This window comes from Hydrotalea lipotrueae (assembly GCF_019249625.1).
Lineage (GTDB): Bacteria > Bacteroidota > Bacteroidia > Chitinophagales > Chitinophagaceae > Hydrotalea > Hydrotalea flava.
The window spans coordinates 1-14,273 of the sequence record NZ_JAESDL010000018.1; the positions used below are offsets into that span (position 1 = coordinate 1).

Sequence of the window (14,273 nt, forward strand, 5' to 3'; positions counted from 1 at the left end):
AGCAAAAGAAAAATTAGGATGGACCCCCACCTATACATTGGCAGAAATGGTAACTGAAATGGTAGCAGCCGATGTAGCATTGTTTAAACGTGAACAGTTTTTAAAGGAACAGGGTTTTAGGGTGAATAATGAATTTGAATAGGGAGTTGGGTGTTGGTCTTTGGCTGGTTGCAAGGCGTTCATGGCCTGTACGAATGATGGACTGATTTGTGGATGATGCTGAGATTTACCACCCACTCTGTGCCCTTTGCGTAACACTCAGCACTCTTTGTGGTTATATTTTGGCAAGTTGGTCTTTAGTTGTTGGTCTTTGGCGTGTTGGGATTTGGTATATTAGATAGAGAATACAGAAAATAGCGGATGATATCTTGCTAAACAAATCACCGAAACGAAACATATTTATCCAAAACGAATGCAATTATAATATGCATAGTACATCAAAAATTTATGTGGTAGGTCATCGTGGAATGGTAGGTAGTGCCATTGTTCGGGCATTACAGGCGGGCGGGTACATCAACATCATTACCCGTACCTCAAGGGAACTGGATTTGCGAAATCAGCAGGCGGTATTTAATTTTTTTGCGCAGGAAAAGCCGGAATATGTTTTTCTGGCTGCCGCAAAAGTAGGCGGCATTGTAGCCAACAATACCTACCGCGCCCAATTTGTGTATGAGAATTTGATGATAGAAGCCAATATTATTCATGCGGCTTATTTACATGGGGTAACCAAGTTGTTGTTTCTGGGTTCTTCCTGCATTTATCCCAAAATGGCACCACAGCCTTTGAAGGAGGAATATTTATTATCGGGGTATTTAGAGCCAACCAATCAGCCTTATGCCATTGCAAAAATTGCAGGAATAGAAATGTGCGATGCATACCGGGCGCAATATGGCTGCAACTTTATTTCAGCCATGCCCACCAATTTATACGGTCCTAATGATAATTATGATTTAAATACCTCGCATGTTCTGCCGGCATTATTACGCAAATTCATTACCGCTACCCGGAAACAGCAGGCAGAAGTGGTATTGTGGGGAACCGGAACCCCCAAAAGAGAGTTTTTGCATGTAGATGATCTGGCCGATGCCTGTTTGTTTTTAATGCAGCACTATAATGAACCGGGTTTGGTGAATGTAGGCTGGGGAAAAGATATTACCATTGCCGAATTGGCCCATCATATTCAACACATCACCGGTTACAAAGGCAGCATTCGGTTCGATACCTCGAAACCCGATGGTACGCCAAGGAAACTGATGGATGTATCCAAACTGAACCGTCTGGGCTGGAAGGCACATATTTCATTGGAAGAAGGGATTAAAATGGTGTATGCCTTGGTGAAAGACGAGCCATGGGAAGCATAGTTGTATTTTAAAACTGTATTATTTCACGAAAGGATTACAATAGCATGTACACTAAAAATATTATGATTACCGGAGGGGCAGGCTTTATCGGCTCGCATGTGGTGCGCTTATTTGTGACCAAATATCCGGAGTACCGCATCATTAACGCCGATGCGTTGACGTATGCCGGTAATTTAGCCAATCTGAAAGATATAGAACACTACGCCAATTATCAGTTTGAAAAAGTAGATATACTCGATGCGGCTGCTTTAGAGGCATTGTTCACACAATGGGGCATTACCGATGTGATACATCTGGCGGCTGAATCGCATGTAGACCGCTCTATTCTTTCACCCATGGATTTTGTGTACACCAATGTAGTGGGTACGGTTAATTTATTGAATACGGCTAAAAAGCACTGGGTGGCTCATTGGGATAATCATTTGTTTTACCATGTTTCAACCGATGAGGTATTTGGTGCGCTGGGCGAAACCGGGTTGTTCTCTGAAACTACGCCTTATCATCCCAATTCGCCGTATTCGGCCAGTAAAGCCGCTTCCGATCATTTTGTAAGGGCCTATGCCGAAACCTATGGTTTAAATACCATTATTTCCAATTGCTCTAACAACTATGGGCCATATCATTTCCCGGAAAAACTGATTCCATTATTCATTCATAACATTATTCAACGCAAACCCCTTCCCGTTTATGGCGATGGTTTGTATACCCGCGACTGGTTGTATGTAAAAGACCATGCACTCGCTATTGACTTGTTATTCCATAAAGGAAAAATCAATGATACCTATACCATTGGCGGATTTAATGAATGGAAGAATATTGATTTGGTAAAACTACTTTGTAGCCTGATGGATGAAAAGCTGCAACGTGCCCCTGGTGAAAGTGAACAACTGATTACACATATCAAAGACCGCCCCGGGCACGATAGGCGGTATGCTATCGACGCTACTAAAATCAACAAAGAACTAGGCTGGAAGCCTACCGTAACTTTTGAGGAAGGACTGAATGAAACCATTGACTGGTACCTGAACAATGGCGAATGGTTACAACAGGTAACCAGTGGTGCTTATCAGCAGTATTATGAAACCATGTACACTAAACGACACCAACATTAAAACATGGATGTATGAAGACAACGCCTACCCCTTTGCGGGATTGCTATTTGATAGAAAACACTGTGTTTAAAGATGAGCGGGGTTATTTTTTTGAAAGTTTTAATCAGCAAACTTTTTTTAAACAAACCGGTTTAAATATTTGCTTTGTGCAAGACAATCAGTCGGCCTCCTTAAAAGGTGTTTTGCGGGGGCTGCATTTTCAGAAAGGGGCGCAGGCACAGGCCAAATTGGTGCGGGTATTGGAAGGTTCTGTACTGGATGTAGCGGTAGACCTGCGCAAAGATTCACCCAGCTTTGGGCAGTATTTTGCCGTGGAGTTATCGGCCGATAATCATTTGCAGTTGTTTGTGCCCCGTGGCTTTGCCCATGGATTTGTAGTATTGAGTGAACGGGCGGTATTTTTTTATAAATGTGATAATTATTACAACAAAGCGGCAGAAGGGGGCATTCGATACAATGATGTGCAATTGCAGATTGACTGGCAGATACCTGCTGACGCATTGATTATTTCAGAAAAAGACAGGATTTTGCCTATGTGGGAGGATGCGATAGCTACTTGTGGATTTTGAGCAAAGGAATAGTTGCAAACGCCGGATTGTTGTTTCGGTCGTTTAAACAGATGGCAGCAACCAAAATGCAGTTACCATACTCTAAAACCGGAACCATTCTTTACAATAAAATTGTTACAATATGAAAGGTATTGTTTTGGCAGGCGGCAGCGGTACCCGTTTGTACCCCATTACCAAAGGCATTAGCAAACAACTGATGCCGGTGTATGATAAGCCCATGATTTATTATCCGCTTTCTGTTTTAATGCTGGCTGGTATTCGCGAAATTTTAATTATTACTACGCCGGAAGACAGTCCGCAGTTCCAGCGTTTACTCGGCGATGGTAAAGAAATTGGCTGTGCTTTTTCGTATGCCGTGCAGGAAGTGCCCAACGGGTTGGCACAGGCGTTTGTAATAGGTGCCGATTTTATTGGGCAGGATAAAGTAGCATTAGTATTGGGTGATAACATTTTTTACGGATCGGGATTTAGCAAGCTGCTGCAATCATTCAATGATGTGGAAGGTGCCGCAGTATTTGCTTATGAGGTGCAGGATCCGGAAAGGTATGGTGTAGTGGCCTTTGATGCGCAGCAAAAGGCCTTATCGATAGAGGAAAAGCCACAACATCCCAAGTCTAATTACGCCGTCCCCGGCTTATATTTTTATGATAATGAAGTAGTACACATTGCCAAAAACATTGCTCCTTCGCCCCGTGGTGAATATGAAATTACCGATGTAAACCGGGTGTATTTGGAAAAAGGTAAATTACAGGTAGGCATTATGAACAGAGGTACTGCCTGGTTAGATACCGGCACTTTTGATTCGTATAGCGATGCCTGTGAGTTTGTTCGGGTAATTGAAAAAAGACAAAGTAAAAAAATTGGCTGTATAGAAGAAGTAGCCTTTCGGATGGGCTTTATTACAGAAGCTCAGCTGGTAGCCCTGGCAGCCCAATATGCTAAGAGCGGGTATGGCGCCTATTTATTGCAAGTGGCCCGTTCTGCCCGGTAAAAGAAAATCCCGGCCGGAATACTGTTGAATATTTATATTTGAAAAAGTAAACAATTTTTTTTCGGCCTTGTTGTACATACTATGAATGCGTTTACTATAAAAGATTTAGAGAACCTGTCGGGTATTAAAGCGCATACTATCCGTATTTGGGAGCAGCGCTATAATTTTTTAAAGCCACAGCGCACTGAAACCAATATACGATTGTACAGCAATGAGGAACTGCGCACTTTGCTAAACATTGCTTTGTTAAATAAGTACGGTTTTAAAATATCGCATATTGACCGTATGAATCCCGCTGAAATCAACGACAAAATATTGTCGCTGGCACATATTCAGGCACAGCAGGAACGGATAGTGAATGAACTCATTGGTCACATGATTTATCTGAATTTAGAAGAATTTGAGGCAGTATTAGATAATTACATCATGACCAAGGGTATTGAAAAATCCATTACCCAGATTATTTTTCCTTTTTTGGAACGGATTGGTATTCTTTGGTTAACCAATCACATTAATCCGGCGCAGGAACATTTGGTAACCAATGTTATCCGGCAAAAATTAATAGTAGGCATTGAAAGCACACACAGCCATTTACAGCTCAATAAAACTGCCTTATTGTTTTTACCTGAAGGTGAACATCATGAGCTGGGTTTATTGTTCATGTATTATTTAATGAAAAGTAGAGGTGTTAAAATTTATTATTTAGGAGCCAATGTGCCCATTAAAGATATGGCTTATGTAGTTCAGGTAAAGCAACCCAATTTAATGTATACGCATTTAACTTCTGTTACCCATCATTTCAATCTTGAGAAAATGCTGCATCATATTCATAAGGAAATGCCTCAAATACCGGTAATAATATCCGGACAATTGGTGCAGCAGTATAAGAAGAAAGTACCTGACAATATATGTCTTAAAAAATCGCTGACAGAAGTAATGGAATACATTGCTACCATTGGAAAAACTGAGTAATCCTGTTTCCTATAGCACTGAAGGCCATTACCGTTGTAGTGGCTTTTTTATTGCCTGCAACAGCCTAAACAATGCATCTATTATAATGCTGCTGCACCGGCAAACGGTATGGGTTCATTGGCTCTTATTGAAGCGCATACCCATCCAAACAGATATGCAGCACGTATCTATAACCGAAAACATTGGGTACACTGTGTTTGCAGGGTAGCCGGCCATCCAAAAACCGGCATCATGTTGATTTAACAAAACCTTCAAATGGTGCAGCCGTGTTTAAAATGGGTAAATACAGTGTATAACCCGCTCATTCTGTTATACTTAAAAAACCTACTGGAATGGTGCACTGTTTTGTTTTATCTTTTACAAAAAATATTAAACAAAATATTTGGCAGTACGAAAAATATTTGTTTAACTTTACAACATCATAATTTAAACAATCAGGTTATGTCAATAGTAGAATTCAATCAAATGCTGGTTAATAACGCAGAGTTTTTAAAACCCTTTGCCATTACGTTAACCAAAGACAATGAGCAGGCCAAAGACCTGTTTCAGGAAACCCTGTACCGTGCGTTGGCTAATCAGGATAAATACAATGTTGGCACCAACATTAAAGCCTGGTTGTATACCATTATGCGCAATATTTTCATCAATAATTACCGGAGAAAAGCCAAGCAGCAAACCATATTCGATAGCACGCCCAATGAATTTTTATTGAACATCAATCAGGGTGCAGTGAGCAATGATGCACTTTCCAAAATCAATATGAAAGAAGTACAGGCCGCTATTCATCACTTGCCCGAAATCTTTCGCAATCCCTTTATGTTGTATTATGATGGATTTAAATACCACGAAATAGCTGATATATTGCATGAACCGCTGGGTACCATTAAAAGCAGAATACATTTTGCCCGTAAATTATTGAAAGAGCAAATTGAAAGGCATTAATTCGGTGTTATCTTAGTATCCTCTCATGAAGAAAAAAGCACTTGTTATAGGAGCCGGCTTTGCAGGCATGTCGGCCGCCAGTTTTATGGCGCGTTCCGGTTGGGAAGTAACCTTATTGGAAAAGCACAGTGGTCCGGGTGGCAGGGCGCGGCAAATGCACTGCGAAGGGTTTGTGTTTGATATGGGCCCCAGTTGGTATTGGATGCCCGATGTGTTTGAGCGGTATTTTGCTCAGTTTGGTAAAAAGGTAAGCGATTACTATTACTTAGAACGATTAGACCCCTCGTACCGGGTAGTTTGGAAAGATGGCCCGATGGATATTCCTGCCAGCTATCCGGCTTTTCAGGCATTGCTGGAAAGTTTAGAGCCCGGCAGTGCGTCACATTTGGAGGTTTTTTTAGAGGAAGCTGCTTATAAATACAAAGTGGGTATTCAAAAATTAGTACATAAACCCGGCCGCTCGTTGGGCGAGTTTTTAGATAAAGATTTGATATCAGGGCTGTTTAAATTAGATGTGTTTACCAATATGAAACAACATGTTGGCCGTTATTTTAAACATCCCAAAATACGGGAACTCATGGAATTTCCGGTATTGTTTCTGGGAGCACTTCCTGAAAATACACCGGCCTTGTACAGTTTAATGAATTATGCCGACGTAATAGGTGGCACGTGGTATCCACAGCAGGGTGGCATGTATTGCATTGTGCAGGCCATGCATCAGTTGGCCGAATCAATGGGCGTGCAGTTTCATTTTAACGCTGAAGTAAAAGAGATAGTCATTGAAAACGGCATAGCACGCCGCGTTATTACAGATGCCGGAACCTTTGAAGCCGATGTGGTAATAGCAGGGGCCGATTATCATCATGTAGAAACACAATTATTACCCAATGCCTATCGCTCTTATACGCCGGAATATTGGGAGAAACGCGTAATGGCACCCAGTGCCTTGTTGTATTATGTTGGGCTCAATAAAAAATTAAAAGGGATAACACACCACACTTTGTTTTTTGACACTTCTTTTGAAGGGCATGGTCGTGAAATATACAGCACCAAAACATGGCCGGAAGATCCTTTGTTTTATGTATGCGCACCATCTGTTACGGATAATACTGTAGCGCCGGAAGGATATGAAAATTTGTTTATACTGATACCCGTTGCAACGGGTCTGGAAGGCGATAGTTCATCGTTAAGGGAAATGTATTTTAATAAGGTAATAGAAAGAATGGAAAAACACTATTGCCAGTCTTTAAAAGATGCCATTTTGTTTAAAGAAACATTTGCACAATCGGATTTTGTTGAACAATACCATGCTTTTAAAGGGAATGCCTATGGTTTAGCGAACACTTTGTTCCAAACAGCTGTTTTAAAACCATCGTGTCATAGCAAAAAAGTAGCGAATTTATTTTTCACCGGGCAATTAACCGTGCCCGGGCCCGGTGTGCCACCCAGTTTAATTAGTGGCGAAGTGGTGGCAAAAGAAGTGGTAAAAAAATTTGGTTAAATGTTGTTGTGATAAAATCTAAAATTATTATATTAAAAAAAATATTTGTTTATGATGAAACTGTTTCACTCGGTAAGTCAGGAATGCAGCCGCATTACTACACAGCAGTACAGCACTTCTTTCTCCAGTGCCATTAACCTGCTGCACAAAGATTTGCGGGCACCCATTCACAATATTTATGGATTTGTAAGATTTGCCGATGAAATTGTAGATACTTTTCATGACTTTGATAAAGCAACCCTGCTGGCAGAATTTAAACAGCAAACCTATGATGCATTGGAAAGAGGGATCAGTCTGAACCCGATATTACACAGTTTTCAGTTAACCGTACATCAATACCATATTGAACGTGATTTAATTGATGCTTTTTTATACAGCATGGAAATGGATTTAACCCGGCAATGTTACGACCGTACCGGTTATGAAGAATACATTTATGGCAGCGCCGAAGTAGTGGGTTTAATGTGCTTACATGTATTTTGTGATGGAAACAAAACATTGTATGCGCAATTGAAACCGGCAGCCAGGAAATTAGGGGCTGCTTTTCAAAAGGTAAATTTTCTGCGCGATGTAAAGGCCGATTATGAAGGGTTAGACCGCATCTATTTTCCCGGATGTGATTTCAAAAATTTCAGTGCTTTGCAGAAAGCGGCCATTGAGGCCGATATTCAGGATGATTTTGATGCTGCCTATCAGGGTATTCTGCAACTGCCCATGAAAGCCCGTTTTGGGGTATATGTAGCATACAAATATTACCTCTCCCTGTTCAAAAAAATTAAGCAAACTGCACCACATAGAATTATGCAGGAACGCATTCGCATACCCGATTATGGCAAAATGGTTATTTTAGCAAAGGCCGGAATACGCGGTCAGTTTAACCTGTTATAATATTCGATATAACTGTATACAATTTGCGATGTTTTTGTATACAAATCGATATCATTCATGCTAAAAATGTAATAGTGCTCCTATGGAATCTGTAATGTTGGTCAATACAAAAGATGAAGTCATTGGGGTGATGGAAAAAATGGAAGCCCACCGGAAAGGTTTGCTGCATCGTGCGTTCAGTATATTTATTTTTAATACAAAAGGAGAATTGTTATTGCAGCAAAGAGCATTGCAGAAATACCATAGTGCGGGTTTGTGGACCAATACCTGTTGCAGCCATCCCCGACCCGGTGAAAGTATTATAGTTGCCGCAGAAAGAAGATTGAGTGAAGAGATGGGATTTACCACGCCTTTGCATAAAATATTTGATTTTGTATATCGTGCTCCTTTTGAAAATGGATTAACCGAACATGAATTTGATCATGTACTGGTGGGTTATTATGATGCAGCAATAGAACCCTGCAATACTGAAGTGCACCATTTTCGTTATGCTGCTATGGGTGCCATTCAGCATGAATTAACCATCAATGCTCAGTTGTATACCACCTGGTTTCAGATCGCTTTTCCAAAAGTATATGCCTGGTGGCAAATGCAACCGGCATTTTCTTTTTAAATTTGTTACATGCAGCAACAGCCCTCCGTAATTATTATTGGTGCAGGTGTAGCAGGTTTAGCGGCTGCCATTCGATTGGCTGTGGCAGGTTATCCGGTACAGGTATTTGAAAAAAACAGTTATCCCGGTGGCAAGCTGAGTTATTTTGAACTGGATGGCTATCATTTTGATGCAGGCCCCAGTTTGTTTACCCAACCTGCCAATATTGAAGCTTTATTTGAATTGGCCGGTGAACCCATCCATGACTATTTTCAATACCGTAGTATGCCGGTGGCCTGTCGTTATTTTTATGAAGATGGCACTAAAGTAGTGGCTTATACCAATATCAGCCAGTTTGCCGCAGAAGCAGAGCAAATGCTTGGTGAGCCTGCGGCCAATATTGCGCATTATTTAAAAGATGCTTCCAACTTGTACAACAAGGTGGGTACGCTATTTTTAAATTATTCGTTACATCAACCGGCTGTTTTTTTTCAAAAAAAAATCATTACTGCTTTAGCAGCAATTCGCTTCAAACATCTTTTTAAAAGTTTACACCAACTGAACAAACAATATTTCCGGCAGGAGAAAACGGCACAGTTATTTAACCGATATGCTACCTATAATGGCAGTAACCCATACCGGGCACCGGGTATGTTAAGTGTAATACCACATTTAGAAATGAATGAAGGCACTTTTTATCCTGAAGGAGGCATGATTGCCATTACCCATGCATTGCATCACCTTGCTTTGAAGAAAGGTGTGCAGTTTCATTTTAATGCCCCTGTTGAAAGCATTATCCACGAAGATGGACGGATAAAAGGTATTTACAGCAAGGGTGTACCGTACATGGCCAATCTGGTAGTGAGCAATGTTGATACTTATTTCACCTATCGCTATTTATTAAAAGACGAAAAGACAGCAGCAAAAATTGACCGGCAGGAGCGGAGTAGCAGTGCTCTGATATTTTATTGGGGTATTGCAAAGAGTTTTCCTGAATTAGATCTGCACAATATATTTTTCAGTAACAATTATGCCGCTGAGTTTGCTGCCATATTCAATGAAAAAAAGCTGTACCCCGATCCAACCGTATACATCAACATTACGGCCAAATGTGAACCCGGCATACAGGCACCTGCCGATAAGGAAAACTGGTTTGTAATGATCAATGTGCCTGCTGCAACACGTAAAGATATGGCTGTCATGCAACAACAGGCCCGAGCCGCCATCATTAACAAATTAAACCGGATGTTACATACCGATATTGCCCCCTTGATAGAGGCAGAAGCCATATTAGATCCGGTGCAAATTGAATCTATAACCGGATCGTATAAAGGTGCTTTATATGGCACCAGCAGCAACAGCAAATGGGCTGCTTTTTTGAGGCATCCCAATTTCAGTAAAACCATCAAAGGATTATACTTTGTGGGGGGCAGTGTACACCCGGGTGGAGGTATACCCTTATGTTTGCAAAGCGCTAAAATTATGAGTGGATTAGCCATTCCTTATTTGAAAAAAATCAGCACCCGGGATGACAGATAAACAAATAGAAAATGGGTCGGTATTTATTGCATTGCTGGTGCATGTAAGTGGTGCTATCGGTATATTGTTTACCGGTTACAAACATTGGTTTGTGGCATTCACTCCACTCAATTTGTTGTTGATGTTGTTTTTGTTAATCGCCAATCAGCGCAAACGCAACAAGGCTTTTTGGATGTACGCAGCCCTGTGCTTTGCAATTGGAATGGTAACAGAAATGATTGGTGTACATACCGGCTGGTTATTTGGTGATTATGTGTATGGCAAAGTAATGGGCATTCAATTAGCCGGTGTACCATTACTAATTGGGGTCTATTGGTTTGTGGTGGTATTTTGCAGTGGTACCATTATGCGATTTGTGATAGAACGCCTGTTCAGGGTTTTTACCTATATGCACGGATTTTTCGACCGGAGGTCGGTACGCATTGTAATGGTGATAGATGGTGCCATTTTAGCCATGTGCTTTGATTTAATCATGGAGCCTACTGCCATTAAATTAGGTTTTTGGCATTGGGATGCAATAAAGGTACCCGTGTATAATTATCTCTGCTGGTTTCTTGTCAGTGCCGGTTTATTAACAGTTTTTCAATACATGGATTTTTATAAAAAGAACCATTTCGCTGTACATTTGTTCATTATTCAAGCCCTGTTTTTTTTGGTGTTAAGTCTTTATTTATGATGTTAGCTATTTATATATTTGTTACAATTGCTACTTTTTGTGTGATGGAAGGCATTACCTGGTTAACCCATAAATATGTTATGCATGGTTTTTTATGGTACCTGCATGAAGACCACCACCAAAAAGGGAAAGGTTTTTTTGAAAAGAATGATGCCTTCTTCCTCATATTTGCCGTACCCAGTTGGTTGTGTATTATGCTGGGTTTACAGCATGTCAATTATTTTGCCGCTGCCATTGGTTTTGGCATTGCTTTATATGGGCTGGCTTATTTTCTGGTGCATGAAGTAATTATACACCAGCGGTTTAAGTGGTTTACGCGCAGCAATAACAAGTATGTTAAAGCCATTCGCTGGGCGCATAAAATGCACCACAAACATTTGGAGAAAGAAGAAGGCGAAAGTTTTGGGATGTTGATTGTTGCCAAAAAATATTGGGATAAAGTAAAACGCGATGAACAAATTCAGCAATCGCAAAACAATACAATGATTCCCTCACATCATCAATAGAAATATTTGCCCCTGCAATTTGATTATATTATTACCGGTGCCGGTTGTGCCGGGTTAAGTTTATTAATGCGCTTGCTGCAAGAGCCTGCCATGCAACAAAAAAAAATTCTGGTGATTGACAAGGATGCTAAAAAAAATAATGACCGTACCTGGTGTTTCTGGGAAGCATCACCCGGATTATTTGAGCCAATTGTTCACCACAGATGGGAGCAGCTTCGGTTTGTGGCACCTGCTGTTGATACTAATTTTTCAATTACACCTTACCAATACAAAATGATTCGTGGCATTGATTTCTACGAGTATGTGCTGCAGCAAAGCGCCGGATTTGACAATGTTCAATTGGTATATGCAACGGTACAGGCATTGCGTAATGAAAACAATGGCGTAACTGTTGTAACTGATCATGGCACATATACCGGAGAGTATGTGTTTAACAGTATTGTAAATGCCGGCAACTGGCCACCTGATGATTTTAAAGGATATTTTTTATGGCAGCATTTTAAAGGAAAACTAATAGAAACCAACCAACCGGTTTTTGATCCGAGTATGGCTACTTTTATGGATTTTACCGTAAGTCAGCACAACGGCACCACATTTATGTATGTATTGCCATTTACTTCAAATACCGCATTGGTAGAATACACTTTATTTACCAAACAACTTTTAGCATACGAAGTATACGATGCGGCCATTGATACTTACTTGCAGGAAAAATATGGAGTTGGCAATGGATATCATGTATTGCATGAGGAATTTGGGAAAATACCTATGACCAATTATCATTTTACCCCAAAAGAAGGGCACATTATTCATATAGGTATTGCCGGCGGACAGGCTAAGGGCAGCAGTGGCTATGCTTTTTATTTTATACAGCAACAAACGGAAGCCATTGTAAAAAGTCTGTTGCAGTTTGGGCAACCTAAACTCAGCATTTCTTTGCAACAGCGAAAATTCAGGTGGTTTGACAGTGTGTTATTACGCGTATTGCAAAAACAATTATTACCCGGCCATGAGGTATTTGCCGCTATTTTTAAACAGAACGCACCTGACACCATACTAAGGTTTCTGAATAATGAAAGTAGTATTAATGAAGACATCCAGATTATGCGCAGTGTACCTATGTGCATATTTTTACCGGCGGCACTGCACACGGTTTTTTTTCGAAGATAGAAAAGCCCGTTTACAATGTCCAAGACACAACTACAGATTTGCTACAAAATGTACCCATAATTTTGATTGGACACCCCATAAATTCTTATTCTATATTACTGCGCATTCATTGTTGCCATATTTCATGACCGCAATGAAACAACTTTTTTTAATAAAAATTACAATATGAAATCAATTATCACTTATTGTTGCCTACTCCTGGTAAGTATAATGACTGCCCAAGTCTGTATAGCCCAATCCGGCTATCACCTCAGCGGCCATTTTCCGATTGCCAGTACAGGTTGGTGGGACTACATAACAGTAGATGCCGCTTCGAATAAATTATACGTATCGCATGGTACACAGGTGAATATTCTCGATAAAAATACCGGCGATTCATTGGGTGTTATTCCCAATACGAAGGGCGTTCACGGTATTGCACTGGTACATGGGTTGGGGAAAGGATATATCAGCAATGGCGGTAGTAACAATGTAACTGTATTCAATTTATCGAATAATCAAGTAATTGGCCAGATTGCCACTGGTGAAAATCCGGATGCCATTTTTTATGATGGCTATTCCAAAAAAATCATTACTTGTAATGGTAGAAGTAAAGATTTGTCGATGATAGACCCGGCAGCAGATAAAGTAGTGGGCACCATTGCAGTAGGCGGCAAACCCGAAACTGCAGTGAGCGATGGTAAAGGGAAAATATTTGTAAATATTGAAGATAAAAGTGAAATAGTGGTGATTGATATTAAGAAAATGGCTGTAATAGCCCATTGGCCAATTGCTCCGGGAGAATCACCTACTGGTTTAGTGATAGATGTACACACCAACCGATTATTTGCCGGTTGTGAAAAACGATTAATGGTAGTAGATGCCAACAATGGGAAGATAGTAGCTGATTTGCCAATAGGGGATGGATGTGATGGCGTGGTGTTTGACCCTGCTTTGCATTATATCTGCACTTCGAATGGATCGGGCACTATGACGGTAATAAAAGAACTATCTAAAGACAAATATGAAGTGGTGGAAAATGTACCTACTAAGCGTGGTGCCAGAACCAGTTGCGTGGATGAAGCAACGCATACCATTTATATGCCTACCGCTAATTTTGAGCCCATGCAACCGGGTGAAAAAGGACGCCCTAAAATGATAGCAGGTTCGTTTCAGGTTCTTAAAATTGTGCATGAATAAGCATCAATTGGGTATGAATGCAATGGGTAAGGTAGGATACCTGTATTGAAAAAAACTAAAGTGTAGGAAATGTTGTGGCCTCGCCAGAACTCATTTTGATGTTACTAAATACTTCTGAAGCATGGAATAAGGCCTTCATTTAGAGGGAGCTTAAAAGTTTATATGAATTTGTATTTATTTTTTTGAAGAGTTTCTCTAATTCACATTATATTTAATTTTAAATATATATTAAAATGTCTTGGAAATATCTTAGGTTAAATATTAAATGAGTAATC

14 protein-coding genes are annotated in these 14,273 nt (G+C 40.4%); all 14 read left to right on the forward strand.

Translation table 11 applies throughout. From position 1 onward, the window contains the following. Window positions 1-425: 425 nt before the first annotated feature. The 14 genes from JK139_RS10890 (at window position 426) to JK139_RS10955 (ending at window position 13,998) form a co-directional block, all read left to right on the forward strand. Window positions 426-1,361 carry a GDP-L-fucose synthase family protein gene (locus JK139_RS10890; RefSeq protein WP_218331293.1) on the forward strand — a complete coding sequence of 312 codons (936 nt, stop codon included), beginning with the start codon at window positions 426-428 and terminating at the stop codon, window positions 1,359-1,361. Between the two features lie 44 nt (window positions 1,362-1,405). Further along, complete coding sequence (gene rfbB / locus JK139_RS10895) at window positions 1,406-2,473, forward strand: dTDP-glucose 4,6-dehydratase (RefSeq protein WP_074418310.1); 1,068 nt, start codon at window positions 1,406-1,408, stop codon at window positions 2,471-2,473. A gap of 11 nt (window positions 2,474-2,484) precedes the next feature. After that, window positions 2,485-3,042, forward strand: a complete 558-nt coding sequence (rfbC, locus tag JK139_RS10900) for a dTDP-4-dehydrorhamnose 3,5-epimerase (RefSeq protein WP_074418309.1) — start codon at window positions 2,485-2,487, stop codon at window positions 3,040-3,042. A gap of 121 nt (window positions 3,043-3,163) precedes the next feature. After that, window positions 3,164-4,033, forward strand: a complete 870-nt coding sequence (rfbA, locus tag JK139_RS10905; protein WP_074418308.1) for a glucose-1-phosphate thymidylyltransferase RfbA — start codon at window positions 3,164-3,166, stop codon at window positions 4,031-4,033. 81 nt (window positions 4,034-4,114) lie between these two features. Continuing rightward, the gene (locus JK139_RS10910; RefSeq protein ID WP_074419372.1) at window positions 4,115-5,005 is read left to right on the forward strand and encodes a MerR family transcriptional regulator; all 891 of its coding nucleotides are present in this window, start codon (window positions 4,115-4,117) and stop codon (window positions 5,003-5,005) included. Window positions 5,006-5,446: 441 nt separating this feature from the next. Then, window positions 5,447-5,947, forward strand: coding sequence for an RNA polymerase sigma factor (locus JK139_RS10915; protein WP_074419375.1), 501 nt, complete (start codon window positions 5,447-5,449; stop codon window positions 5,945-5,947). Window positions 5,948-5,972: 25 nt separating this feature from the next. Beyond that, window positions 5,973-7,448, forward strand: coding sequence for a phytoene desaturase family protein (locus JK139_RS10920; RefSeq protein WP_074419371.1), 1,476 nt, complete (start codon window positions 5,973-5,975; stop codon window positions 7,446-7,448). A gap of 51 nt (window positions 7,449-7,499) precedes the next feature. Then, entirely contained in the window at window positions 7,500-8,336 is an 837-nt protein-coding gene (locus JK139_RS10925; protein ID WP_074418304.1) for a phytoene/squalene synthase family protein, read from the forward strand. An 82-nt stretch (window positions 8,337-8,418) separates the two neighbouring features. Further along, window positions 8,419-8,949: an isopentenyl-diphosphate Delta-isomerase gene (gene idi / locus JK139_RS10930; RefSeq protein WP_074418303.1), complete on the forward strand. Its 531-nt coding sequence runs from the start codon at window positions 8,419-8,421 to the stop codon at window positions 8,947-8,949. A gap of 9 nt (window positions 8,950-8,958) precedes the next feature. After that, the gene (crtD, locus tag JK139_RS10935; RefSeq protein ID WP_074419370.1) at window positions 8,959-10,467 is read left to right on the forward strand and encodes a 1-hydroxycarotenoid 3,4-desaturase CrtD; all 1,509 of its coding nucleotides are present in this window, start codon (window positions 8,959-8,961) and stop codon (window positions 10,465-10,467) included. Further along, on the forward strand, window positions 10,457-11,143 hold the full coding sequence (locus JK139_RS10940) for a carotenoid biosynthesis protein (protein WP_074418301.1): 687 nt from the start codon (window positions 10,457-10,459) through the stop codon (window positions 11,141-11,143). The genes crtD and JK139_RS10940 overlap by 11 nt, the downstream gene beginning before the upstream one ends. Next, on the forward strand, window positions 11,140-11,649 hold the full coding sequence (locus JK139_RS10945) for a sterol desaturase family protein (RefSeq protein WP_074418300.1): 510 nt from the start codon (window positions 11,140-11,142) through the stop codon (window positions 11,647-11,649). Before JK139_RS10940 ends, JK139_RS10945 begins: the two co-directional genes overlap by 4 nt. Before the next feature lie 6 nt (window positions 11,650-11,655). Next, window positions 11,656-12,819 (forward strand): lycopene cyclase family protein, encoded by a 1,164-nt coding sequence (locus tag JK139_RS10950; protein ID WP_081298665.1) that lies wholly within the window; start codon window positions 11,656-11,658, stop codon window positions 12,817-12,819. Between the two features lie 165 nt (window positions 12,820-12,984). Beyond that, the gene (locus JK139_RS10955) at window positions 12,985-13,998 is read left to right on the forward strand and encodes a YncE family protein (protein WP_074419369.1); all 1,014 of its coding nucleotides are present in this window, start codon (window positions 12,985-12,987) and stop codon (window positions 13,996-13,998) included. The last annotated feature ends 275 nt before the right edge of the window (window positions 13,999-14,273 follow it).

Bases quoted from the DNA above. Each gene is read 5' to 3' on its own strand.
- JK139_RS10940 (WP_074418301.1), top strand. From the start codon at position 10,457: ATGACAGATAAACAAATAGAAAATGGGTCGGTATTTATTGCATTGCTG.
- crtD (WP_074419370.1), top strand. From the start codon at position 8,959: ATGCAGCAACAGCCCTCCGTAATTATTATTGGTGCAGGTGTAGCAGGT.
- JK139_RS10920 (WP_074419371.1), top strand. From the start codon at position 5,973: ATGAAGAAAAAAGCACTTGTTATAGGAGCCGGCTTTGCAGGCATGTCG.
- JK139_RS10915 (WP_074419375.1), top strand. From the start codon at position 5,447: ATGTCAATAGTAGAATTCAATCAAATGCTGGTTAATAACGCAGAGTTT.
- JK139_RS10945 (WP_074418300.1), top strand. From the start codon at position 11,140: ATGATGTTAGCTATTTATATATTTGTTACAATTGCTACTTTTTGTGTG.
- JK139_RS10925 (WP_074418304.1), top strand. From the start codon at position 7,500: ATGATGAAACTGTTTCACTCGGTAAGTCAGGAATGCAGCCGCATTACT.
- JK139_RS10910 (WP_074419372.1), top strand. From the start codon at position 4,115: ATGAATGCGTTTACTATAAAAGATTTAGAGAACCTGTCGGGTATTAAA.
- JK139_RS10955 (WP_074419369.1), top strand. From the start codon at position 12,985: ATGAAATCAATTATCACTTATTGTTGCCTACTCCTGGTAAGTATAATG.
- rfbC (WP_074418309.1), top strand. From the start codon at position 2,485: ATGAAGACAACGCCTACCCCTTTGCGGGATTGCTATTTGATAGAAAAC.
- rfbA (WP_074418308.1), top strand. From the start codon at position 3,164: ATGAAAGGTATTGTTTTGGCAGGCGGCAGCGGTACCCGTTTGTACCCC.
- JK139_RS10890 (WP_218331293.1), top strand. From the start codon at position 426: ATGCATAGTACATCAAAAATTTATGTGGTAGGTCATCGTGGAATGGTA.
- rfbB (WP_074418310.1), top strand. From the start codon at position 1,406: ATGTACACTAAAAATATTATGATTACCGGAGGGGCAGGCTTTATCGGC.
- idi (WP_074418303.1), top strand. From the start codon at position 8,419: ATGGAATCTGTAATGTTGGTCAATACAAAAGATGAAGTCATTGGGGTG.